18 protein-coding genes are annotated in these 23,228 nt (G+C 66.1%); 11 read left to right on the top strand and 7 right to left on the bottom strand.

The annotated features are described in order from the left end of the window. Window positions 1-3 precede the first annotated feature (3 nt). The 5 genes from RCO38_RS06855 to ppsA form a co-directional block, all read right to left on the bottom strand. On the bottom strand, window positions 4-2,199 hold the full coding sequence (locus tag RCO38_RS06855) for a 3'-5' exonuclease (protein ID WP_308327568.1): 2,196 nt from the start codon (window positions 2,197-2,199) through the stop codon (window positions 4-6). Further along, window positions 2,196-2,570, bottom strand: a complete 375-nt coding sequence (locus RCO38_RS06850) for a response regulator transcription factor (RefSeq protein ID WP_308327567.1) — start codon at window positions 2,568-2,570, stop codon at window positions 2,196-2,198. Before RCO38_RS06850 ends, RCO38_RS06855 begins: the two co-directional genes overlap by 4 nt. Next, window positions 2,567-5,329, bottom strand: coding sequence for an ATP-binding protein (locus RCO38_RS06845; protein ID WP_308327566.1), 2,763 nt, complete (start codon window positions 5,327-5,329; stop codon window positions 2,567-2,569). The genes RCO38_RS06850 and RCO38_RS06845 overlap by 4 nt, the downstream gene beginning before the upstream one ends. Before the next feature lie 3 nt (window positions 5,330-5,332). Next, a complete protein-coding gene (locus RCO38_RS06840) occupies window positions 5,333-5,554 on the bottom strand; it encodes a hypothetical protein (protein WP_308327565.1) in 222 nt (73 codons plus the stop codon). 143 nt (window positions 5,555-5,697) lie between these two features. Beyond that, window positions 5,698-8,097, bottom strand: a complete 2,400-nt coding sequence (ppsA, locus tag RCO38_RS06835; RefSeq protein ID WP_308327564.1) for a phosphoenolpyruvate synthase — start codon at window positions 8,095-8,097, stop codon at window positions 5,698-5,700. Between the two features lie 215 nt (window positions 8,098-8,312). Here ppsA and ppsR point away from each other — a divergent pair, with 215 nt between their 5' ends. From ppsR to RCO38_RS06795, 8 genes are all read left to right on the top strand, one after another. Next, window positions 8,313-9,134, top strand: coding sequence for a posphoenolpyruvate synthetase regulatory kinase/phosphorylase PpsR (gene ppsR / locus RCO38_RS06830; RefSeq protein ID WP_308327563.1), 822 nt, complete (start codon window positions 8,313-8,315; stop codon window positions 9,132-9,134). 169 nt (window positions 9,135-9,303) lie between these two features. After that, the gene (locus RCO38_RS06825) at window positions 9,304-11,064 is read left to right on the top strand and encodes an MFS transporter (RefSeq protein WP_308327562.1); all 1,761 of its coding nucleotides are present in this window, start codon (window positions 9,304-9,306) and stop codon (window positions 11,062-11,064) included. Between the two features lie 105 nt (window positions 11,065-11,169). Beyond that, a complete protein-coding gene (locus tag RCO38_RS06820; RefSeq protein WP_308327561.1) occupies window positions 11,170-11,367 on the top strand; it encodes a hypothetical protein in 198 nt (65 codons plus the stop codon). Window positions 11,368-11,404: 37 nt separating this feature from the next. Next, window positions 11,405-11,881 carry a hypothetical protein gene (locus tag RCO38_RS06815; RefSeq protein WP_308327560.1) on the top strand — a complete coding sequence of 159 codons (477 nt, stop codon included), beginning with the start codon at window positions 11,405-11,407 and terminating at the stop codon, window positions 11,879-11,881. 21 nt (window positions 11,882-11,902) lie between these two features. Beyond that, window positions 11,903-12,655 (top strand): metallophosphoesterase family protein, encoded by a 753-nt coding sequence (locus RCO38_RS06810; RefSeq protein ID WP_308327559.1) that lies wholly within the window; start codon window positions 11,903-11,905, stop codon window positions 12,653-12,655. A gap of 9 nt (window positions 12,656-12,664) precedes the next feature. Beyond that, window positions 12,665-14,110 carry a serine/threonine protein kinase gene (locus RCO38_RS06805; RefSeq protein ID WP_308327558.1) on the top strand — a complete coding sequence of 482 codons (1,446 nt, stop codon included), beginning with the start codon at window positions 12,665-12,667 and terminating at the stop codon, window positions 14,108-14,110. Window positions 14,111-14,227: 117 nt separating this feature from the next. Next, complete coding sequence (locus RCO38_RS06800; RefSeq protein ID WP_308327557.1) at window positions 14,228-14,536, top strand: DUF485 domain-containing protein; 309 nt, start codon at window positions 14,228-14,230, stop codon at window positions 14,534-14,536. After that, window positions 14,533-16,347, top strand: a complete 1,815-nt coding sequence (locus tag RCO38_RS06795) for a cation acetate symporter (RefSeq protein WP_308327556.1) — start codon at window positions 14,533-14,535, stop codon at window positions 16,345-16,347. The genes RCO38_RS06800 and RCO38_RS06795 overlap by 4 nt, the downstream gene beginning before the upstream one ends. A 79-nt stretch (window positions 16,348-16,426) precedes the next feature. On the opposite strand, the gene ahpF is transcribed toward RCO38_RS06795, so the two are convergent. After that, entirely contained in the window at window positions 16,427-18,016 is a 1,590-nt protein-coding gene (gene ahpF / locus RCO38_RS06790; protein WP_308327555.1) for an alkyl hydroperoxide reductase subunit F, read from the bottom strand. Window positions 18,017-18,114: 98 nt separating this feature from the next. Continuing rightward, window positions 18,115-18,690: an alkyl hydroperoxide reductase subunit C gene (gene ahpC, locus RCO38_RS06785; protein WP_308327554.1), complete on the bottom strand. Its 576-nt coding sequence runs from the start codon at window positions 18,688-18,690 to the stop codon at window positions 18,115-18,117. A 320-nt stretch (window positions 18,691-19,010) separates the two neighbouring features. Between ahpC and RCO38_RS06780 the strand changes: the two genes are divergently transcribed. From RCO38_RS06780 to RCO38_RS06770, 3 genes are all read left to right on the top strand, one after another. Further along, window positions 19,011-21,347, top strand: a complete 2,337-nt coding sequence (locus tag RCO38_RS06780; protein WP_308327553.1) for a TonB-dependent receptor — start codon at window positions 19,011-19,013, stop codon at window positions 21,345-21,347. A gap of 77 nt (window positions 21,348-21,424) precedes the next feature. Then, window positions 21,425-22,114 (top strand): Fe2+-dependent dioxygenase, encoded by a 690-nt coding sequence (locus tag RCO38_RS06775; RefSeq protein ID WP_308327552.1) that lies wholly within the window; start codon window positions 21,425-21,427, stop codon window positions 22,112-22,114. Continuing rightward, window positions 22,111-23,187: an alpha-hydroxy acid oxidase gene (locus RCO38_RS06770; RefSeq protein WP_308327551.1), complete on the top strand. Its 1,077-nt coding sequence runs from the start codon at window positions 22,111-22,113 to the stop codon at window positions 23,185-23,187. Before RCO38_RS06775 ends, RCO38_RS06770 begins: the two co-directional genes overlap by 4 nt. Window positions 23,188-23,228 lie beyond the last annotated feature (41 nt).

The raw sequence follows: 23,228 nt of genomic DNA, 5'->3' as shown, positions 1-23,228 counted from the left end.
GATTCAGTACCTGATCCGGGCGTAATAGGTCTTCTGCGCGGCCTCTCGCGCCTGGCCCAGGGTGTGGATGCCTTTTTCAGCCAGCAGCGGAATCAGTTTGAGGAACACCTCGGCCGTCACCATGGCATCGCCCATCGCGGTGTGACGGCCGATCACGGCGACGTTGAAACGCTCCGCGATCGCTTCCAGCCGATGCGAGTCCTGGTTCGGATGAACCACCGCCGACAGCAGCAGTGTGTCCAGCACCGGCTGGTCGAACACCACACCGGTCCGCCCCTCCTTGAGCTGCAGGAAGCGCATGTCGAAGGCCGCGTTGTGCGCCACCAGCACCGTGTCCTGTGCGAAGGCGTGAAAGGCCGGCAGCACCTGGTCGATGGTCGGCTGGCCCACCACCATCTCGGGTTGAATGCCATGGATCGGGATCGTGGCCGGCGGAATCGGGCGCTTCGGGTCCACCAGTTGCTCGAAGCACTCCTGGTGCAGCAGCTTGTTGTTGACCAGGCGCGCGGCACCGATCTGGATGATCTCGTCGCCCTGCGAAGGGTTCAGACCCGTGGTCTCGGTGTCGAACACCGTGTAGGTCAGTTCGTTCAGCAAACGATCGTCCATCGAGCGCGTCTGTTCGGTGGCCTTGAACAGGTCGAAGTCGTAGTACTCGGGACGGCTTTCGCTGCGCACGAAAGTGGCGGCATCGACCTGCTCCTGCGGACTGGCCAGCGGCAGCAGGAACCGGAAGAACGCCTGGTGACGAATGCGCTCGCGCTCGAACCAGAAGGCGCCGTTGTGCCGCTCGACCACGTCACGCACCGTCAGGCGCTGGGTCTCGCCCCCGATCTTCATCGGGTCCATCTCCCAGCTCATCACGGTTTCGGTGCTCATGGCCTGCCCGCTCCAGATCAGGTCCAGCCAGGCCTTGCCGCCGCTGCCCGTCGCGGGCTGCAGGCGCAGCTGTACGAAGCGCACATCGAACTCGTCGGACAGGCGCCCCGCCAGGTACACCAGCGCCTGCATCAGCGAAAAGCTTTCGATCCGAAGCCACAGCGCGCCATCCACCTCGGCAACCGATGCCGGGAGCGAGGTCGTCCCTTCGACGCGCCGCAGCGCAGCGGTCACGAAGTCGGCACCCAGCATGTCCTCCAGCGGCCAGCGGGTCCGGAGGCTGTCGGCCGAGCCAGCCTCCAGATCGCCAATGCGCCGACTCAGGGCACCGGTCTCGTCCCGGATCACGCCCAGGAATCGCTCGCGCATGGCCGGGTCGAGGTCCGGGTAGTCCAGCATGTCCAGCGCCGCCTGCATATTGGCCAGTGCCGCCCGGCTGCGCTCGGTCAGTGTGTGCAGCACCTGGTCCTTGGCCGATTCGGCCTCGAACTCGCGCGTGATGTTGTCCAGCATGAGCACGAAGCCGGTCAGCGCCGTGCCGGCCTCGTCGCTGGCATCGCCTGACGGCGCGCGCACCGGCGCCATCTGCACCCGCAGCAGCTGCCCAGCCGGCGTGGTGGTGACGAACTGGGCGGAAGGCTGCGCAGCGCCGCGCGCCATGCGCTGCTGGATGTTTTCCAGCGCGTGCGCCACCAGCTTGCGGTCGAACACCCCGTAGACCGACCGCCCCAGACCGATCAGCTCGGCCCCGCCGGCCACAGCCGGCGCCTGCGACAGCGCGCGGAACTGCATGCGCGCCCGGTTGTTGTAGAGCAGGATGCGCCCGTCCAGGTTGCAAACCACCACGCTCTGGGTCAGCTCCGACATCAGCGCGGCCAGCCGGCTCCTTTCCTGCTCGATGCCGCGCGCCGCCTCGTGCACCTTGTGGTCCATCTCACGGCGCAGGTCTTCGCGCTGGGCCACCAGCTGGTTGAACAGCCCCACCAGCACCTTGGTCTCGGCGTTGCCCTTGGGCGTGAGCTCGCGCGCCACGTCGGTCTTGAGCAGCACCTGGGCCTCTTCGGCCAGTTGCACCGACGGCGTGACCCACAGGTCGAACCAGCGCTTGAGGCCCCAGCCGATCACCGCCATGCCCGCGGTCCAGGTCAGCACGATCAGCACCAGCCGGTCGCCCACCGTCTGCAGAACCGCTGAACGTTCCTGCGCGTCCATGGCCGAGCCGATGAGGCCAAAGGTCGCCCCCAGCCACAGCAGGGAGGCCACTGCGGCGGCGACCAGCAGCCACCACAGGCGCGGGTCGGTCTTTTTCTGAAGACTCATGGACCGCCCCCCAACAGCTCCCGCACTTTCTGCACCAGCTCCTTGGTCGAGAACGGCTTGGTCATGTAGGCGTTGGCGCCCAGCGCCAGGCCCTTGGCCACGTCGGTGTCGCGCCCTTTGGCCGTGAGCATGACGATCAGCGTGTCTCTCACCGCTTCGTGGGCGCGCACCTCGCAGCAGACGTCGAAGCCGGTCTTGATCGGCATCATCACGTCCAGCAGCACCAGCGCGGGCCGTTCGCGCAGGATGGTGTCCATGGCCTCCTGGCCGTCGCGCGCCAACACCACCTCGTAGCCCTCGCGCTTCATCAGGAACTCCAGCGAAATCAGGATGTTGGGCTCGTCGTCGGCGATCAGGATCTTGGTGCTCATGTTGCTTGTCTCCTCTGGGGGTCGATCGGTTGATGTGCGGCGCTCACGGGCAGCGAGAACCCGAAGCAGGCACCCTGCCCTGGCTCGGACCGCAGCCACATGCGTCCGCCGAAGTGTTCGACGATCTGGCGGCTGATGGGCAACCCCAGCCCCGTGCCGCCGGGCCGGTAGTGCGCGTCACCGGCCACCTGCCGGAACTTCTCGAACACCATCGCCTGCTGGTCCGGTGGAATGCCGGGACCGTTGTCCTCCACCTCGATGCGCACGGCGTCGCCCACGCGGTCCAGCCGCAAGCTCACGCGCCCGTTCTCGTGCGGCGCGTACTTCAGCGCGTTCGACAGCAGGTTCAGCACCACCTGGGTCAGGCGGTCGTCGTCGGCCGCCACCAGGGGCACGTCACTGGCCAGCTCCCGCACCAGGGCCACGTCGCGCTCGCGGTACATCTCGGCCATGCTTTCGGCCGCTTGCTCTGCAATCTCGCGCAGATCCACATCGGCCACCGTCCATTCCGCGTGCCCGGCTTCGATCTTGGCCATGTCCAGCACCTGGTTGACCAGGCGGCTCAGGCGTTCGGCCTCGGTCACGATGATGCCCAGAAACTGCTGCCGCTGCGCCAGCGCCATGGAATCATCGTCCCGCATCAGTTCCGACAGGGCCCTGATCGAGGTCAAGGGCGTGCGCAACTCGTGCGTCACCGAGGACATGAAGTCGTCCTTGAGCCGGTCCAGGCTCTGCAGCTTCTCATTGGCCTCCCGCAACTCGGCGGTGGCGCGCTCCAGCGACTGTGACTTGTCCTCCAGCGCCTTCGAATATGCGCGCAGCTGGGACGCCTCGTCCAGGATGCGCATCACGTCGTCGAGGTCAAGCTGCTCTTCCTCGGCCACCGAAGCGACCATCACCCGGGCCGAGGCGCTGCCGATGGCGCCGGCCAGCTGCGTCTCCACGAACTGCACCAGGCGCGCATCGGCGGGGATGTCGGCCACGTGCGCCACCCCCCGGCCGCGCGCGTGGGCCTGCAGCAGCTGGCCGGCCCGTGCGGCACCAAGGAAGCGGGTCATCAGAGCCTGCAGGTCGGGCACCTGCGCCCGCCCCTGCCAGAACACCGGGCGCGCGCCCTCGGTGCGGTGAAACACGTCGACGAACAGCAGCGCCTGGCTGATCTCCGCCGCCGAAGGCGCCCGCCAGAGCGAGACCCCGACATAGGCGCCGACGTTGACCAGCAGGCTCCAGAACAGCGCATGGGTCAGGTTGTCCAACCCGCTCAGACCCAGGAACGCCTCGGGCCTGAGCCACGACCATCCGAACAGGCCGTGGACCAGAAAGCCATCGTGCAACCAGCCGGACTTGGCGAGCGATGGCAGCATCAGCGTAAAGGCCCAGAACCCGAAGCCGAGCACCAGCCCGGCCAGCGCCCCACGCTGCGTGCCGCCCTTCCAGTACATGCCGCCCAGCATGGCCGGCGCGAACTGCGCCACCGCAGCAAAGCTGATCAGACCGATGCTCACCAGGGCGTAGGCCTCGCCCGCCAAGTGGAAGTACAGGTACCCGAGCAACAGGATCAGCAGGATGGCCAGGCGCCGGATCAGCAGCAGCAGGCCGGTCAGGTCGCTGGCCGAGCGCATGCCGGCGCGGCGGCTGCGCAGCAGCAGCGGCATCACCAGGTCGTTGCAGAGCATGGTCGACACCGCGATCGCTTCCACGATTACCATGCCTGTGGCGGCCGACAGTCCGCCCACGAAGGCCAGCAGCGCCAGACCGTGCATGCCCTCGGACAGCGGCAGCGAGAGCACGAAGGTCTCCGGGTCCATGCGCCCGGGGCCGAAGTGCATCAGCCCACCGATGGCGATCGGCAACACGAACAGGTTGATCAGCAACAGGTAGAGCGGAAACACCCAGACCGCGCGGCGCAGGTGCTGCTCCTGAACGTTCTCCACCACCATCACCTGGAACTGGCGCGGCAGGAACAGCACCGACAGCATGGCCAGCAGGGTCTGCCCGGTCCATTGGGCGTAGGCGAAGGGCTGGCCCTGGTCGAACTGCAGCAGGCGGTGGACAGCATCCTGCCCAGCGGCCTTCTCGAACAGATCCCCCAGCCCGCCGTAAAGGCCGTAGGAGACAAACACGCCCACCGACAGAAAGGCCACCAGCTTGACCACCGACTCGAAAGCGATGGCCGCCACCATGCCTTCGTGGCGTTCGGTGCTGTCCAGATGCCGGGCACCGAAGACCATGGTGAAGCCGGCCAGCGCCAGCGCCACGTACAGCGTGCTGTCGCGCCACCACTGTGGCGGCGGCGCGGCCACCGCGCCCAGCGGCGAGGTCAGCACCGCGTAACCGCTGGCAATCGCCTTGAGCTGCAGGGCGATGTAAGGGACGATGCCCACCAGCGTGATCAGCGTCACCAGACCTCCCAGCAGCGGGCTCTTGCCGTAGCGACTGGCGATGAAGTCGGCGATCGAGGTGATGCGGTAGGTGCGGGCGATGCGGATCATCTTGCGCACCACCATCCAGGCCAGAACCATGGCCAGCATCGGCCCCAGGTAGATCGGCAGGAACCAGATCCCTGAGCTGGCGGCGCGACCGACGCTGCCGAAATAGGTCCAGGCGGTGCAGTACACCGCCATCGACAGCGCGTAGACCCAGGCATTGCCGATGACCGAGCGCCCGGCCTGCGCGCGCCGGTCGCCCCAGTAGGCCACTGCGAACAGCAGCAACAGGTAGGCAAAGGAGACGCCGATGACCAGCGGGGCGGACAACATGGCTCAGTGGCGCCCGCCCTCTGGTGCGCCTTCGGGCGAACGCTCGACGATCCAGGCGAGTGCAGCGATCAACAGGCCCCAGATCAGGAACAGCGCCGCCGGAAACAGGGGCAGGCCCAGCACCCGGACGTCGTGGTCCCACAGCGCGAGCAGCGGAAAGTTGAACAGTGCAAGCCCGGCCACGAACAGGGCCACCAGGCGTTGGGCGTCCAGTCCTTGAAACATGCGCGTCTCCTCGGTCGGCGGCGGCCTCGTGGGGCCGCCTTTGGATCCGATTGTGCGCCAGGCACTGACCCCGGCCTTACGCAGGAGCGCAAAGAAAAAAGGCCGGGCAGAGCCCGGCCGTTCCGACGTTCAGATGTCCCCGGTCACTTGGCCGAAGACGCCAGCAGTTGCCAGGTGTCGACCACCGAGTCGGGGTTCAGAGAGATCGAGCTGATGCCCTCGTCTCGCAGCCACTGCGCGAAGTCCGGGTGGTCGCTGGGGCCCTGGCCGCAGATGCCCACGTACTTGCCTTCGGCCTTGCAGGCCCCGATTGCCAGCTTGAGCAAGGCCTTGACGGCCGGGTCACGCTCGTCGAAGTCGTGCGCCAGCAGCTCCAGACCGGAGTCGCGGTCCAGGCCCAGGGTCAGCTGGGTCAGGTCGTTGGAGCCGATGGAGAAGCCGTCGAAGTACTGCAGGAAGTCCTTGGCCAGCACCGCGTTGCTCGGGATCTCGCACATCATGATCAGCTTGAGCTCGTGCTCGCCGCGCTTGAGGCCCTTGGCCGCCAGCAGTTCGGTGACCTTGCGGGCCTGCTCCAGTGTGCGCACGAAGGGCACCATCACCTGCACGTTGGTCAGGCCCATGTCCTCGCGCACGCGCTTGAGGGCTTCGCACTCCATGGCGAAGGCTTCGGCGAAGTCCTCGCTGATGTAGCGCGCCGCGCCGCGGAAGCCCAGCATGGGGTTTTCTTCGTCCGGCTCGTAGCGGCTGCCGCCGACCAGCTTGCGGTACTCGTTGGACTTGAAGTCCGACAGGCGCACGATGACCGGCTTGGGCCAGAACGCTGCAGCAATCGTCGCCACACCTTCGGCCACCTTGTCGACGTAGAAGGCGCGCGGGGAGGCGTGGCCGCGGGCCACCGACTCCACCGCCTTCTTCAGATCGGCATCGACGGCCGGGTAGTCCAGGATGGCCTTCGGGTGCACACCGATGTTGTTGTTGATGATGAACTCCAGCCGCGCCAGGCCGACACCGCCGTTGGGCACTTGGGCGAAGTCGAAGGCCAGCTGCGGGTTGCCCACGTTCATCATGATCTTGACATCGACCTCGGGCATGGTGCCGCGCTGCACCTCGGTGACCTCGGTCTCCAGCAGGCCGTCGTAGATGTGGCCGGTGTCGCCCTCGGCGCAGCTCACCGTCACCAGCGTGCCGTCCTTGAGGTGGTCGGTGGCGTTGCCGCAGCCGACCACGGCCGGAATGCCCAGCTCGCGCGCGATGATGGCGGCGTGGCAGGTGCGGCCGCCGCGGTTGGTGACAATGGCGCTGGCGCGCTTCATCACCGGTTCCCAGTTCGGGTCGGTCATGTCGGTCACGAGCACGTCGCCGGGCTGCACCTTGTCCATCTCGCTGATGTTGTGCACCAGACGCACCGGGCCGGTGCCGACCTTCTGGCCGATGGCACGGCCACTGGCCAGCACGGCGCCCTTGCCCTTGAGCTTGTAGCGCACCTCGGTCTTGCCGGCCGCCTGGCTCTTCACCGTCTCGGGGCGGGCCTGCAGGATGTAGAGCTGACCATCGGTGCCGTCCTTGCCCCACTCGATGTCCATCGGGCGGCCATAGTGCTGCTCGATCACGAGTGCGTAGCGGGCCAGTTGCTCGACCTCGGCGTTGGTCAGGCTGTATCGGTTGCGCAGCTCGACCGGCACGTCCACGGTCTTGACCAGCTTCTTCGTCGCGGCCTTCTCCTCGGGTGTGGAGAACACCATCTCGATCAGCTTGCTGCCCAGGTTGCGGCGGATCACCGCCTGCTTGCCGGCCTTGAGCATGGGCTTGTGCACGTAGAACTCGTCGGGGTTGACGGCGCCCTGCACCACCGTCTCGCCCAGACCGTAGCTGGAGGTGATGAAGACCACGTCCTCGAAGCCGGATTCGGTGTCGATGGTGAACATGACGCCGGCGGCGCCGAGGTCGGAGCGCACCATGCGCTGCACGCCGGCCGACAGCGCGACGTCGGCATGGGCGAAGCCCTTGTGCACGCGGTAGCTGATGGCGCGGTCGTTGTAGAGGGAGGCGAACACCTCCTTCATCTTGTGCAGCACGTCCTCGATGCCGTGCACGTTCAGGAAGGTCTCCTGCTGACCGGCGAACGAGGCGTCGGGCAGGTCTTCGGCCGTGGCGGAGGAACGCACCGCAAACGAGGCGTCGGGATTGCCTTCACTCAGGCGGGCGAACTCTTCGCGGATGGCCTTTTCCAGATCGGCCGGGAACGGCTGGTTCTCGACCATGGCGCGGATTTCTGCACCGGCCTCGGCCAGGGCGCGCACGTCCTCGGTGTCCAGCGCATCCAGGCGCGCGTTGATGCGGTCGGTCAGGCCATCGGCCTTGAGAAACTCGCGGAAAGCGTGGGCGGTCGTGGCAAAGCCCGTGGGCACCTTCACCCCCTGGGGCAGTTGCGAAATCATCTCGCCGAGGCTGGCGTTTTTGCCGCCAACGATCTCGACATCGTTCATTCGCAGTTTTTCGAAAGGCACGACCAGGGCGGTCGGCTCGAACAGGTTGGACATGGAAGACTCCTAAGGTTGAAAAACCGGGGGGCTCCATGCGCCAGCGGGTGACCTGTGGTTCTGTTATGGGTCGTGCACCGGGCAGGGGGCAAGCATTCTGGGCGCCCGTGATTGTAGGATGGTGCCGCCAGCCTCGGGCCACCCGGCGCCCTGCGCCCCCGTGAAATCGGCGCGGGGTGGTCCTGAAATTTCTTGAAACGCAACCCACGCCCGCCATGCCCAACCGCACTGTCTTTTTCATCTCCGATGGCACCGGCATCACCGCCGAGACCTTCGGCAACGCCATCCTGGCCCAGTTCGAGACCACTGTCCGCCGGGTGCGCCTTCCGTTTCTGGACAGCGTGGACAAGGCCCACCAGGCGGTCCGCCAGATCAACCACACCGCCGAAGTCGAGGGCCGGCGTCCCCTGGTGTTCGCCACCGTGGTCAACATGGAGGTGCTGGCGGTGGTCAAGGAACACTGCACCGGCATGATGCTGGACATGTTCGGCACCTTCGTCGAGCCATTGGAGGCCGAACTGGGCATCAAGTCCAACCACCGGGTCGGCCGCTTCTCGGACGCCTCCAAAAGCAAGGAGTACAACGACCGCATCGAAGCGATCAACTTCGCACTGATGCACGACGACGGCCAGAGCCACAAGGATCTGGAGGGTTCGGACGTGATCCTGGTGGGTGTCAGCCGCAGCGGCAAGACGCCGACCTCGCTCTACCTGGCCATGCAGCACGGCCTCAAGGCATCGAACTACCCGCTGATCCCCGAGGACTTCGAGCGCCGCAAGCTGCCCCCGGCGCTGATGCCTCATCGAAAGAAGATCTTCGGACTGACCATCGCCCCTGAACGGCTTTCGGAAATCCGCAACGAGCGGCGCCCCAATTCGCGCTACGCGAGCCTCGAAAACTGCCGGGCCGAGGTCAACGAGGCCGAAGCCATGATGCGCCGCGAAGGCATTCGCTGGCTCTCGACCACGACCAAGTCGATCGAAGAAATCGCCACCACCATCCTGCAAGAAATCCGGCCCGAGCGGCTGGCCTACTGACACCCCCGGGAAAACACCTAACGCGTTCGGGTAGGGACTAACCCTAGAAATCCCAACCCTGCCGGGCGTTTGTGTCATTTCGTCAGAACGCCGTCAGGCGACCTCCAAAAAATCGATTTCAGGCGACCTCGATAAGGACGCCGCATCGTTATTAACTGGAGACCAATTCATGGCGACAACAGCAGCCCGGCCTATGACGGCCGAGGAACGCAAGGTGATCTTTGCGTCGTCCCTCGGCACCGTGTTCGAGTGGTACGACTTCTATCTGTACGGCTCCCTCGCGGCCATCATCGCGAAGCAGTTTTTCAGCGGCCTTGACCAAGGCTCGGCCTTCATCTTCGCGCTGCTGGCGTTCGCCGCCGGCTTCATCGTCCGCCCCTTCGGCGCCATCGTGTTCGGCCGGCTGGGCGACATGATCGGCCGCAAGTACACCTTCCTGGTCACCATCCTGATCATGGGCGGCGCAACCTTCATCGTCGGTGTGCTGCCCAACTACGCCTCCATCGGCGTGGCCGCCCCGGTCATCCTGATCATCCTGCGCATGCTGCAGGGCCTGGCACTGGGCGGCGAGTATGGTGGCGCAGCCACCTACGTGGCCGAACACGCCCCGCAAGGCAAGCGCGGCGCCTACACCGCCTGGATCCAGACCACCGCCACGCTGGGTCTGTTCCTGTCGCTGATGGTGATCCTGAGCACCCGCACGATCGTGGGTGAAGAGGCCTTCGCCGACTGGGGCTGGCGCGTGCCGTTCCTGGTTTCCATCCTGCTGCTGGCCATCTCGGTGTGGATCCGTCTGTCCATGAACGAGTCGCCCGCCTTCCAGAAGATGAAGGCCGAGGGCAAGACCTCCAAGGCCCCCCTGTCCGAGTCCTTCGGCCAGTGGAAGAACCTGAAGATCGTGATCCTGGCCCTGGTCGGCCTGGTGATGGGTCAGGCCGTGGTCTGGTACACCGGCCAGTTCTATGCCCTGTTCTTCCTGACCCAAGCCCTGAAGGTGGACGGCGCGACCGCCAACATCCTGGTCGCCGCGTCGCTGGTGATCGGTACCCCGTTCTTCGTGGTGTTCGGCGCCCTGTCCGACAGGATCGGTCGCAAGCCCATCATCATGGCCGGCTGCCTGCTGGGCGCCCTGACCTACTTCCCGGTCTTCACCGCCCTGACCAAGGCCGCCAACCCCGACCTGCACGCCGCCCAGCAAGCCAGCAAGGTGGTCGTGACCGCCGACCCGGCCGAGTGCTCGTTCCAGTTCAACCCGACCGGCACCAAGAAGTTCACCAGCACCTGCGACATCGCCAAGCAGAAGCTGGCTGGCGCATCCGTGAGCTACGACAACGAGGTCGCTCCGGCCGGCACGCCTGCCACCATCAAGGTCGGCGACAAGGTCATCAACGTCGCCGTGACGCCTGAGCAGATCGCCGCCGCCAAGGCCGCTGCCGAGAAGAAGGTGGCCGACATGACCGCCGCCGGCAACGCCGACGCCAAGGCCCTCAAGGCTGCCCAGGACGCTGTGGCCGCGCTGTCGGACGAGAAGAAAGCCAAGGACGCCACGCTGACCGCCGAACTGGGCGCCGCCCTGAAGGCCGCCGGCTACCCGACCAAGGCCGACCCCGCCAAGGTCGACAAGCTCACCATCATCGTCATCCTGACCTACCTGGTGATTCTGGTGACCATGGTCTACGGCCCGATCGCCGCCATGCTGGTGGAACTGTTCCCGACCCGCATCCGCTACACCTCCATGTCGCTGCCTTATCACATCGGCAACGGCTGGTTCGGCGGCCTGCTGCCCACCACGGCGTTCGCCATCGTGGCGCAGACCGGCAACATGTACAACGGCCTCTGGTATCCGATCATCATCGCCGCAGCGACCTTCGTCATCGGCATGCTGTTCGTCAAGGAAACCAAGGACGTGGACATCTACGCCAACGACTGACACGCTCCGGGCTTCGGGTGGTCACGCGCCACCCGGGCCTGCGAGGAGTTTCCCCCACCGGCCCATGCTCTGCATGGGCTTCTTTTTCCAGCAAGGACCCTTTTCATGATCAAGATCCTCCTCGGTTTCATCGTCTTCGCAGCACTCGCCCTGTTCATGCTCATGAAGAGCGGTGGCGACATCGACATGGGCGGTGAGAAGCACGGCGCGGAGGCGACCCACTCCGAGCCCGCCAAACCGGCCGAGGCCCCTGCACCGGCCGCCGCGCCAGCCGCAGCCCCTGCCGAGCCGGCCAAGCAGTAAGCACCGCACCAGAGGCGCTCCCGGGCGACCAATAAAAGTGCCATACCTCAAAACCGAGGCGGGACAACTGGCGTTCAAGCAGCGCTCGGTGCAGATGTCCGCGCGCCAGCGGGCCGCCTTCATCCTGTTCGACGGCCAACGGACGCTGGCTGAAGTGCTCGCCTCCACCAGTGGCCTGGGCGTGACCCAGACCGACATTCACGACCTGCTGGACAAGCAGCTTCTGCAGGCGACCGGCCCGGCCCAGTCGGCTGTCCCCGCCGCGGCTCCTGCTGCGGCGCCAGCAGCCGAAACGGCCGACACCCGCACACCGGCCGAGCGCTACCGGGCCGCCTACACCACTGCCACGCGACTGACCGCGGGTCTCGGCCTGCGAGGCTTCAAGCTCAATCTCTCGGTAGAGGCGGCACAAGGGTTCGACGAACTGCTCGCGCTGCTGCCTGCCATCCGGAAGGCCGCGGGGCTGGAGGCCGGCCGAGAGCTGGCACGGGCGCTGGGGGTGCCGGAGTCCTGAGCCACAGCGTACCCCCTGGACATGCGACTCGCCCTGCTCTCCGATCTGCACGCCAACCTCCAGGCCTTGGAGGCCTGCCTCGCCCACGCGCGCCTCGCCGCCTGCGACCGGTTCGCCTTGCTGGGAGACTTGGTCGGCTATGGCGGCGATCCGGCGGCGGTGATGGACAAGGTGATGGAGCTGGCGCAACAGGGCGCGGTGGTCCTCAAGGGCAATCACGATGCGCTGGCGGTCAGCCCGCCGGCACAGACCGCGCAGATGGCTGATGAGGGCGCACGCTGGACCCATGAGCAGCTCAGCTCCGAGCAGCGCGACTTCTTGGCCACCTCACCGCTGACCGCCACCCTCGGCCCCTGCTTTCTTGTGCATGCCAGTGCCGACGAGCCTGAGAAATGGCGCTATGTCAGCGACGAACGCAGCGCGTCCGCCAGCCTTGAAGCAGCGCTCACCCATCCCGGCATTCGCTACGTGTTCGGTGGCCATGTGCACCACCAGACGCTCTACTACAAAGGCAGTGGCCGGGGACTCATGGCGTTCCAGCCCACACCGGGCGTGGCCATTCCGACACCAGGGCACCGCCAATGGATCGCAACCATCGGTTCGGTCGGTCAACCGCGCGACGGCCAGCCGACCGCCATGTACGCAGTGTTCGACCTTCAACGGTCGTGGCTGACATTCCATCGAGTGCCTTATGACCACATGGCCGCGGCGGCGTCCGTCAGGCGCGCCGGCCTGCCGCAGTTTTTCGCCAAACGGCTTGAAGAGGGAAGGTAGGCAGGTCCGATGAAACTGCTCGAACCGGGCACCCCGCTGGACGGGTTCGTGGTGGATGAGTGCATTCATTCGGGCGGCATGGCGCACATCTATGCGGTGCACTACGCCAATGGCACCAGCGACCCCGGCTTTCGCATGGTGATGAAGATCCCGCGCATGACCGCCGGGGATGGCGCAGAGAACATTGTCAGCTTCGAGGTGGAACACCAGTTGCTGCAAGTGCTCAGCGGCCCGCACGTGCCCCGGTTCGTGGCGGCGGGCGACCTGAACCACATTCCTTATCTCGTGATGGAGTACGTGGAGGGGCGCACCCTGGACCACTGGCTTGCTCGTCCCGGTGAGCCGCACACACCGCTTTCTCCCGAAGAGATCGCCCGGCTGGGCGCGGCGCTGGCACATGCGGTGCACAGCCTGCACAGGCAGAACGTGTGTCACCACGACCTCAAGCCGGCCAATGTGCTGATACGCCCCGACGGTACTGCGGTGCTGCTGGACTTCGGCCTCTCCTGCCATGCCCACTTCCCCGACCTGCTGGCCGAAGAACTGCGCAAGGCGGTGGGCTCGCCCGCATGGATTGCACCGGAGCAGATCGTGGGCGTGCGCGGGGACTCCCGCAGCGACATCTTCGCCATCGGCGTGATCCTCTACGAGTTGGCCACCGGCGAGCTGCCCTTTGGCGCCCCCCAGGGCAACGCCGGCCTGCGTCAGCGCCTGTGGATGGACCCCAGGCCCCCGCGCGCGTTGCGGGCCGATCTGCCGCCCTGGCTGCAGGAAATCATCCTGCGCTGCCTGGAGCCAGAGGCGGCGCAGCGGCAACCGTCCGCCGCACACCTGGCGTTCGATCTCACGCACCCGGCCGACGTCACGGTCACAGAGCGCGGCAAGCGCACCACCGGCACCGGGTTCAAGGAGCATTTCAAGCGCTGGGTCCGGGCCGCCGGCAAACACTATCAGCCCAGCCCCAAACCTGCGCAGAACATCGAGGAGGTGCCGATCGTGATGGTCGCGGTGCCGCACCACGACGTCACCGACGCCACGCTGTACTCACTGCGGCAGGCCGTGGGGCGTTCGCTTGGCATCCGCCCCGGCGCCCGTCTGGCCTGCGTGACGGTGATCTCGCCCGGCGCCACCAGCAGCACCGACAGCCAGCGCAGCGAAACGGCGGTGCACCGCCGCTACCTCACGATGCTTCGACAGTGGGCACAACCGCTGGATCTGAGCGGCCATCAGACCTCGTACCACGTGCTCGAGTCCAGCGACGTGGCACAGGCGCTGGTGCATTACGCGAAAGGCAACCAGGTGAGCATGATCGTCCTGGGCGCGGCCACGCACGGACTGCAGATGCAGCGCTTTGTGGCCACGGTGCCGATCAAGGTGGCCATGGATGCGCCCTGCACGGTCATCTTGGTGAAACAGCAACTGCCTTTCGACCAGCTTGCAAGCACCCATTCCTGAGCCTTTTGCTCTGGTAAATAGAGCACGACTGCGTCAGCGGACCGTCATTTTGAGGTAAGTCGAGGGTAAGTCCCTCCGCCTATCCTGACCCTCTCTTCAATAAGCAGAGGGGTATCAATGGACGACAAGCTGACTCAGCGGATCATCAGCAATCCGCGCTACCAGGAACTCAAAGCCAAGCGTTCGCGCTTCGGCTGGATACTGACCCTGGCCATGATGGTCGTGTACTACGGCTTCATCCTGCTCGTGGCCTTCAACAAGGAATTCCTGTCCCAGCGACTGGGCGATGGCGTGATGACCATGGGCATTCCGGTGGGCTTCGGCGTGATCGTGTTCACCATCGTGATCACCGCCATCTACGTGCGTCGTGCGAACAGCGAGTACGACGAACTGTCCAACGCCATCATCACCGAGGTGCACCAATGACCCCCCGCTCCCTGCTGCGCCCGGCCCTGACGCTGGCCGCGCTGTTCGGTTTTTCTGCCGCCGCGCTGGCCGCCGGTGCCGACCTCGGCCAGGCCGAGAAACAGGCCACCAACTGGACCGCGATCATCATGTTCGCGCTGTTCGTGGTGGCCACGCTCTTCATCACCAAGTGGGCCGCCGCCAAGACCAAGAGCGCTGCCGACTTCTACACCGCCGGTGGCGGCATCACCGGCTTCCAGAACGGTCTGGCCATCGCAGGCGACTACATGTCGGCCGCGTCGTTCCTCGGCATTTCCGCCGCCGTGATGACTTCGGGCTTTGACGGCCTGATCTACTCCATCGGCTTCCTGGTGGGCTGGCCGGTCATCACCTTCCTGATGGCCGAGCGCCTGCGCAACCTGGGCAAGTTCACCTTCGCCGACGTGGCCGCCTTCCGCTTCGAGCAGAAGCCCATCCGCATCTTCGCGGCCTCGGGCACGCTGGTCGTGGTGGCCTTCTACCTGATCGCCCAGATGGTGGGCGCGGGCCAGCTGATCAAGCTGCTGTTCGGCCTGGAGTACTACATCGCCGTGATCATCGTCGGCGCGCTGATGATGGTCTACGTGCTGTTCGGCGGCATGACGGCCACCACCTGGGTACAGATCATCAAGGCCTGTCTGCTGCTGGGCGGCGCGTCCTTCATGGCCTTCATGGTGCTGTGGCACTTCGGCTTCAGCCCCGAGGCGATGTTCGCCAAGGCGGTCGAGATCAAGGCACAGCTGGGTGGCGCCGCCAAGGACACCGCCATCGCCGCAGCCAATGCGGCCAGCGCTGCAGCCGCAGACCCCGAGGCAGCAGCCAAAGCCGCCAAGGACCTGGCCACCGCGACCGCCATGCCCGACGCCGCCAAGGCGGGCCAGTCGATCATGGGCCCCGGCAACTTCGTGAAGGACCCGATCTCCGCCATCAGCTTCGGCATGGCCCTGATGTTCGGCACCGCGGGCCTCCCGCACATCCTCATGCGCTTCTTCACCGTTCCCAGCGCCAAGGAAGCGCGCAAGAGCGTGATGTGGGCCACCGGCTGGATCGGCTACTTCTACCTGCTGACCTTCATCATCGGCTTCGGAGCCATCACCTTCGTGCTGACCAACCCCAGCTTCCTGGATGCCAAGGGCGGCCTGGTCGGTGGCAACAACATGGCGGCGGTGCATCTGGCCAATGCCGTGGGTGGCAATGTGTTCCTGGGCTTCATCTCGGCCGTGGCCTTCGCGACCATCCTGGCTGTGGTGGCCGGCCTGACGCTCTCCGGCGCCTCGGCGGTGTCGCACGACATCTACGGCACCGTGATCAAGAAGGGCAAGGCCGACAGCGCCGACGAACTGCGCGTTTCCAAGATCACCACCATCTGCCTGGGCATCATCGCCGTGGTGCTGGGCATCGCCTTCGAGAAGCAGAACATCGCCTTCATGGTGTCGCTGGCCTTCGCGATCGCCGCCTCGGCCAACTTCCCTGTGCTCTTCATGAGCGTGCTGTGGAAGGACTGCACCACCAAAGGGGCGGTGATCGGTGGGTTCCTGGGCCTGATCTCCTCGGTCGTTCTGACCGTGGTGTCACCCTCGGTGTGGGAAGCCACGCTGGGCAACCCCAAGGGCTCGGCGCTGTTCCCCTACACCTCGCCCGCCCTGTTCTCGATGACCATCGGTTTCGTCGGCATCTGGCTGTTCTCCATCCTGGACAACAGCGCGCGTGCCAAGCAAGACCGTGCGGGCTTCCTGGCCCAGCAGGTCCGGTCTGAAACCGGCATCGGTGCCGCAGGCGCGTCGGGTCACTGATCGGTTCCGCTTCCCCATGAAAAAGGCCACCGGTTGCCCGGTGGCCTTTTTCTTTCCCGACGACGCCTTGTTGTCTGGTTCAGGCCGCCACGGCCGCTGGGGCTGGTGCCGCCACCGGCTGACGGATCAGGTGATCGAACGCGCTGAGCGCAGCCTTGGCGCCCTCTCCCGCAGCGATCACGATCTGCTTGTACGGAACGGTCGTGCAGTCGCCGGCGGCGAACACGCCTTCCACGTTGGTGTGGCCCTTGGCATCGACCACGATTTCACCGAAGCGGCTGAGCTCGACCGTGCCCTTGAGGAACTCGGTGTTGGGCACCAGACCAATTTGCACGAACACGCCTTCGAGCGAGACATGGTGTTCCTGCCCGCTCACGCGGTCCTTGTATTTCAGGCCGTTGACCTTGCTGCCGTCGCCGGTGATCTCGGTGGTCTGCGCGTTCACGTGAATGGTCACGTTCGGCAGGCTCTTGAGCTTGCTCACCAGCACCGCGTCGGCCTTGAGCTGGTCTGCGAACTCGACCAGGGTCACGTGCTCGACGATGCCGGCCAGGTCGATGGCCGCTTCCACACCCGAGTTGCCGCCGCCGATGACCGCCGTGCGCTTGCCCTTGAACAGCGGGCCGTCGCAGTGCGGACAGTAGGCCACGCCCTTGTTCTTGTATTCCTGCTCGCCCGGAACATTGACGTTGCGCCAGCGCGCACCGGTGGAGAGGATCACGCTGCGCGCCTTGAGCATGCCACCGTTGGTCATCTGCACCTGCACCAGGCCACCCGGCTCATTCGAGGGAATCAGCTTCTCGGCGCGTTGCAGGTTCATGACGTCCACCTCGTAGTGGCGCACCTGCGCTTCGAGCGCAGCGGCGAACCTGGGACCGTCGGTCTCGAGCACCGAGATGTAGTTCTCGATCGCCATGGTGTCGTTGACCTGACCACCCATGCGCTCGGCGGCGATGCCCACGCGGATGCCCTTGCGGGCGGCGTATACCGCGGCCGCGGCGCCGGCCGGGCCACCGCCGACGATCAGCACGTCGTAGGCGTCCTTGGCGTTGAGCTTGGCGGCCTCGCGCTCACCCGACTTGGTGTCGAGCTTGGCCACGATCTCTTCCACGCTCATGCGGCCGGAGGCAAAGACCTGGCCGTTCATGAACACCATGGGCACGGCCATGATCTCGCGCTCGGTCACCTCCTGCTGGAAGGCGCCGCCTTCGATCACCACGGTCCGGATCTTCGGGTTGACGATGGCCATGAGCGAGAGCGCCTGCACCACGTCCGGGCAGTTGTGGCAGGTCAGGGACATGTAGACCTCGAAGCTGTAGTCTCCGTCCAGCGCCTTGATCGAGTCGATCACGTCCTGCTCGACCTTGGGCGGATGACCACCAGTCCACAGCAGCGCCAGCACCAGCGAGGTGAACTCGTGGCCCAGTGGCAGGCCGGCGAAGCGCACGCCGGAGGTTTCACCGGCGCGGGCGATCACGAACGAGGGCTTGCGGGCGTCGTTGCCCGAGGCGTCCAGCGTGACCTTGTCCGACAGGCTGGCGATGGTCTCCAGCAACGAACGCATTTCGGCGCCGGTGCTGCTCTCGTCCAGAGACGCGATCAGCGTGATCGGCTGGCGCAGCATGCCGAGGTACTGCTGCAACTGGGCTTTGAGGATGTCGTCGAGCATGGGGGACTCCGTGAAATGGGGACGCGGGGGCGAAGCGTTGGGGGAAGGGCGCTCGGCGAATGACCGCCGAACGCCCGACGCTCAAGACTCAGCGGGGATCAGATCTTCCCGACGAGGTCGAGGCTGGGAGCGAGGGTCTTGGCACCTTCGTTCCACTTGGCGGGGCACACCTGGCCGGGGTTGGCGGCGGTGTACTGGGCGGCCTTGAGCTTGCGCACGGTTTCCTTCACATCGCGGGCGATTTCGTTGGAATGCACTTCCATCGTCTTGATCACGCCTTCGGGGCTGATCACGAAAGTGCCGCGCAGGGCCAGACCTTCTTCTTCGATGTGCACGCCGAAGGCGCGGGTCAGCTGGTGCGTCGGGTCACCGACCAGGGGGAACTTGGCCTTGCCCACGGCTGGGCTGGTCTCGTGCCACACCTTGTGCGAGAAGTGGGTGTCGGTGGTGACGATGTAGACCTCGGCGCCAGCCTTCTGGAACTCGGCGTAGTTGTCCGCCGCGTCTTCGATCTCGGTCGGGCAGTTGAAGGTGAAAGCGGCCGGCATGAAGATCAGCACGGACCACTTGCCTTGCAGGCTCTTCTCGGTCACTTCGATGAACTCGCCTTTGCCATTGCGGTTGACGAAAGCCGTGGTCTTGAACGGCTGCACGGACGTGTTGATCAGGGACATGGTGTTTTCCTTTGAAGCGTTGAAGGGAATCGGTAACGGGAAGCGATGGATATCGCGACGGAGTGAATCATAGTCGACATCTATCAGATTTCCGCATTGATAGTTTACATCGGACCGATAGTTTGTGCTGCTGTGCAGCATCCGACCATCTGCCCGGCAGGCTTATTTGATGTGAGTCCTCCGCTACAAATACTGCAAACGCGATGCCTGGATTGATCACTTTATTGAGAATCGTTTCTATTTGCAATATCATCGAGGCCCCAGCCAGCCACAGCGCCCTGCGTTGAAGCCAGCCGACAACTTGTTCGACCCGAGCTTCCATGTCCCAACGCCGCAAGAATCTGCGCGCCCCCGCCGGCCGCCCCCTCCCTGCCTCCTCCCACCTGCCTGCCGCCTCCGCTGTGGTGCTGCCTCTGGGCGCCATGCTGCTGGCCGGCTCCTTTGGCGCCCTCGCCCAGACGGCGCCAGCCAGTGACGACAAGCAGCTGCCGACGGTGGTGGTGCGCGAGAAGGCCCTGGCCCCCGAAGGCAAGGACGCCCTGCAGGCCACCGAAACCTCCATAGGCAAGGGCAAGCAACAGCTGCGCGACATTCCGCAGTCGGTCACCGTCGTGACCGAACGCCTGATCGACGACCGCAACCTCGACACCGTCAAGGAAGCGCTCAAGAACACCGCGGGCATCACCTTTCTGGCCGCCGAGGGCGGAGAGGAAGACATCCGCCTGCGCGGCTTTGCGCTGCAGGCCACCGGAGACCTGTTCATCGACGGCATGCGCGACCCCGCCATCTACGACCGCGACACCTTTGCCATGGACCGCATGGAAGTGCTGCGCGGCTCCGCCTCGATGCTGTTCGGCCGGGGCTCCACCGGCGGTGCCGTCAACCAGGTGTCCAAGACGCCGCGGCTGATCGACGAGCACCAGGTCGACCTGACTCTGGGCAACCACAAGTACGTGCGGGCCACCGGCGACTTCAACATCAAGACCGGCGACAGCTCGGCCCTGCGTCTGAACGCCATGGCCACCAAGGCCGACAACAACGGCAGCGGCGCCAGCCTGGACAAGCGCGGCATGGCGGTGGCCTACCGCACCGGCATCGGCGAGCAAGACGAGTTCCTTGCCAGCCTCTACCACCTGGACAACAACAACGGCGTCAACTACGGCATGCCGTTCATTGCGCCGGGCCAAGGCTCGAACGACCGCGTGCTGCTGCCGGTCGATCCCGACACCAACTACGGTCTGGCCAGCGACTACAACGACTCCAGCGCCACCATCGCCGGACTGGCACACACCCACCGCTTCAGCCGCGACAGCGAGCTCAAGACCCAGGTGCGCGTGGGCAAGTTCGACCGCGACCTGCGATCGGGCGCGATCCGCCTGTGCACGCAGGGTGTGAACCAGCAGACCGGCGCGATCACCAACCCGAACTGCCCGACCTCGGTCAGCCTGGACAACTTCGGCCCCGGCACCGTGCTCACCCGCGGCACCCACCTGAAGATCCAGAAGCTCGACTCGGTGCAGGCCCAGTCAGACTTCAGCACCAAGTTCGACGCGCTGGGTGTCAAGCACGAGCTGATCGCGGGCGTCGACGTCTCCCGCGAGGAGCGCACGGTGTACGCCGCACGCTCGGCCGCACAGGGTGGCGTCACCATCACCAAGCCCACCACCACCATCGGCACCCCGGAAGACGGCGCCTCGGTCAACGAAGCCAGCCGCGTGCTGCGCGTCAACAACGCCTACGTCGCAACCGGCGTAGGCGCCTACGTGCAGGACGTGGTCCAGGTGGCCCCCGCATGGAAGGTCGTCGGTGGCGTGCGCTACGACAACCTCAACGCCGACTACGACATCAACACCATTCCCGATGCCGCCCCCGGCCCGGTCACCGCCACCAAGTACCGCATGCACGTCTCCGAGTTCAGCCCGCGCGTCGGCGCACTGTTCCAGCCGACGCCGCTGCACTCGTTCCATGTGTCCGCCGGCTCCTCGTTCAACACATCGGGTGACGCCTATTCGCTGAGCGCCTCCAACGCCGACACCGATCCGGAAAAGAGCGTCAACCTCGAACTCGGCGCCAAGCTCGACTCGGCGGACAAGCGCTTTACGACCCGCCTGGCCATCTTCCGTTCGACCAAGACCAACGAGCGCAACACCGATCCGGACCTGCCGGTCACTGTGCTCAGCGGCAAGCGCCACGTCGCCGGTTTCGAGGCCGACATCACCGGCCGCCTGACCCCGCAGTGGGAGGTCTACGGCTCCTACATGTGGCTGCCAGTGGCGCGCGTGGACAAGGCCGCGCCCTGCCCGGCCACCGGCCAGTGCACGCAAGGCGCCATCGGCGAGCGCCCGGGCGACCGCCCGGCCCTCACGCCGGAGCACAGCGGTACGGTGTGGAGCACCTACCAGGTCACCCCCCGCCTGCGCATGGGCGCCGGCCTGAACTTCCGCAGCGCACAGAGCCCGACCCGCGTTGCCTTCAAGGTGCCGTCCTACACCACCGTCGACCTGATGGCCGAGTACACGTTCGACTTCGAGCGCCTGTCCATCAAGGCCTACCTGGCCAACGCCACCGACAAGCTCTACGCGGACCAGCTCTACCCGGCGCACTACATCCCCGGTGCCGGCCGGAGTCTGCAGGTGACCGCCAGCCTGAAGTTCTGATTTCAAACCCAGGCCCTCACAGCCGCCCCGCGCAAGCCGGGCGGCTTTTCCGCTGAAAGACCACGACAGATCCCACGATGCTGCTGACCCTGCCCGACATCCTGTCGCTCGACGACATCCGCACCGCCCGCGCCCTGTTGCGCAGCGCCCCGTGGGCCGATGGCCGCGACAGCGCCGGTCCGCAGGCGCTCACCGTCAAGAACAACCAGCAGTTGCCCCACGACTGCGAGGCCGCGACCCGCATCCGGCAAATGGTGCTGGACGGCCTGAACCGCTCTGCCCTGTTTTTCAGTGCAGCACTGCCGCTGCGCATCTTCACACCCCGCATCAACCGCTACGGCGGCGAGCACAACACCTACGGCAACCACATCGACAACGCCGTGCGCCTCAAGGCCACTGCGTCCGGCACCGAGCACGTGCGCACCGACGTCTCCTGCACCGTCTTCCTGAACGACCCCGGCGAGTACGACGGCGGCGAGCTCACGGTCAGCGACACCTACGGCACGCGCGGTGTCAAGCTGCCGGCCGGCCACGCCGTGCTCTACCCCGGCACCAGCCTGCACCAGGTCACACCGGTCTCGCGGGGCGAGCGCCTGGCCTGTTTTCTGTGGGTGCAGAGCATGGTGCGCAGCGACGAACAGCGCCGCCTGCTCTACGAACTCGACATGAACCTGCTCGCACTGCGCCAGCGCCACGGCGAGACCGCCGAAACGACCGGCCTCACGGGGACGTACCACAACCTGCTGCGCATGTGGGCCGAAACATGACAGAACCGGTCACGCTCGCAGACCACGAACGCCTGGCACAGGCACGCATAGACCCCGGCGCCTGGGCCTATCTGTTCGGGGGCGCCGCCGACGAAATCACCCTGCGCGACAACAGTGCCGCCTGGCAGCGCCTGCAGCTGCGGCCCCGGGTGCTGCGCCCGCTGGCCGGCGGTCACACGCGCCGCACGCTGCTGGGTCGCGAACTGGCGCACCCGCTGCTGGTGGCGCCTATGGCCTACCAGCGGCTGGCGCATCCGCAGGGCGAGCGGGCGAGCGCGCTCGCCGCGGCCGTGCTGGGGCTGGGCTATGTGCTGAGCACCCAGGCCTCGGTGCCTCTGGAAGAGGTCGCCCACCTCGCGCACCGGGAAGCCGCGCGCGGCCCGCTGTGGTTCCAGCTCTATCTGCAGCCCGACCGTGCGCTCACGCGCTCGCTCGTGGATCGTGCCGAGGCCGCTGGCTACGAGGCTCTGGTGCTCACGGTGGACGCCCCCGTTCAGGGCAGCCGCGACCAGGAGCGCCGCACCGGGTTCCAGTTGCCGCCCGGCGTGGCGGCGGTCCATCTGCCCGGCGGCATCGCCCCGGCGGCCGGCGGTGCTGGCTTGTGCGCCGGCCTGGCGGAATACTCCCCGACCTGGGAGGACCTGGCCTGGCTGCGCTCGGTCACACGACTGCCCATCCTGCTCAAAGGCATCACCCACCCGGACGACGCCCGTCTGGCGGTCGACCACGGCGCAGCCGGCGTGATCGTCTCCAACCACGGCGGCCGCACGCTCGATACCCTGCCCGCCACCGCCGCGCTGCTGCCGGGCATCGTGGCGGCGGTGGAAGGCCGTGCACCGGTGCTGGTCGACGGCGGCGTGCGCCGAGGGACCGATGTGTTCAAAGCCCTCGCGCTGGGGGCCAGCGCGGTGCTGCTCGGGCGCCCCGTGCTGCACGGGCTGGCCAATGCCGGCGCGGCCGGCGCGGCCCAGGTGCTGCGGCTGGTCTGCGACGAGCTGGAGATGGCCATGGTGCTGTGTGGCTGTCGCACGCTGGACGACATCACGACCGAACACGTGCAGCGAGTAGGCTGAAGCAAAAAAATTTGCGGCACCAATCAAATACGAACCATTCT

Source organism: Hydrogenophaga pseudoflava, assembly GCF_031020795.1.
Classification (GTDB): domain Bacteria; phylum Pseudomonadota; class Gammaproteobacteria; order Burkholderiales; family Burkholderiaceae_C; genus Hydrogenophaga; species Hydrogenophaga pseudoflava_A.
This window is presented reverse-complemented; position numbering and strand designations above follow the sequence as displayed.

Excerpts from the sequence above, each read along its gene's own strand:
- ahpF (WP_308327555.1), bottom strand. The coding sequence starts at position 18,016 with ATGCTCGACGACATCCTCAAAGCCCAGTTGCAGCAGTACCTCGGCATG.
- RCO38_RS06800 (WP_308327557.1), top strand. The coding sequence starts at position 14,228 with ATGGACGACAAGCTGACTCAGCGGATCATCAGCAATCCGCGCTACCAG.
- RCO38_RS06825 (WP_308327562.1), top strand. The coding sequence starts at position 9,304 with ATGGCGACAACAGCAGCCCGGCCTATGACGGCCGAGGAACGCAAGGTG.
- ppsR (WP_308327563.1), top strand. The coding sequence starts at position 8,313 with ATGCCCAACCGCACTGTCTTTTTCATCTCCGATGGCACCGGCATCACC.
- RCO38_RS06810 (WP_308327559.1), top strand. The coding sequence starts at position 11,903 with ATGCGACTCGCCCTGCTCTCCGATCTGCACGCCAACCTCCAGGCCTTG.
- RCO38_RS06770 (WP_308327551.1), top strand. The coding sequence starts at position 22,111 with ATGACAGAACCGGTCACGCTCGCAGACCACGAACGCCTGGCACAGGCA.
- ahpC (WP_308327554.1), bottom strand. The coding sequence starts at position 18,690 with ATGTCCCTGATCAACACGTCCGTGCAGCCGTTCAAGACCACGGCTTTC.
- RCO38_RS06855 (WP_308327568.1), bottom strand. The coding sequence starts at position 2,199 with ATGAGTCTTCAGAAAAAGACCGACCCGCGCCTGTGGTGGCTGCTGGTC.
- RCO38_RS06840 (WP_308327565.1), bottom strand. The coding sequence starts at position 5,554 with ATGTTTCAAGGACTGGACGCCCAACGCCTGGTGGCCCTGTTCGTGGCC.
- ppsA (WP_308327564.1), bottom strand. The coding sequence starts at position 8,097 with ATGTCCAACCTGTTCGAGCCGACCGCCCTGGTCGTGCCTTTCGAAAAA.
- RCO38_RS06845 (WP_308327566.1), bottom strand. The coding sequence starts at position 5,329 with ATGTTGTCCGCCCCGCTGGTCATCGGCGTCTCCTTTGCCTACCTGTTG.
- RCO38_RS06775 (WP_308327552.1), top strand. The coding sequence starts at position 21,425 with ATGCTGCTGACCCTGCCCGACATCCTGTCGCTCGACGACATCCGCACC.
- RCO38_RS06780 (WP_308327553.1), top strand. The coding sequence starts at position 19,011 with ATGTCCCAACGCCGCAAGAATCTGCGCGCCCCCGCCGGCCGCCCCCTC.
- RCO38_RS06795 (WP_308327556.1), top strand. The coding sequence starts at position 14,533 with ATGACCCCCCGCTCCCTGCTGCGCCCGGCCCTGACGCTGGCCGCGCTG.
- RCO38_RS06850 (WP_308327567.1), bottom strand. The coding sequence starts at position 2,570 with ATGAGCACCAAGATCCTGATCGCCGACGACGAGCCCAACATCCTGATT.
- RCO38_RS06820 (WP_308327561.1), top strand. The coding sequence starts at position 11,170 with ATGATCAAGATCCTCCTCGGTTTCATCGTCTTCGCAGCACTCGCCCTG.
- RCO38_RS06805 (WP_308327558.1), top strand. The coding sequence starts at position 12,665 with ATGAAACTGCTCGAACCGGGCACCCCGCTGGACGGGTTCGTGGTGGAT.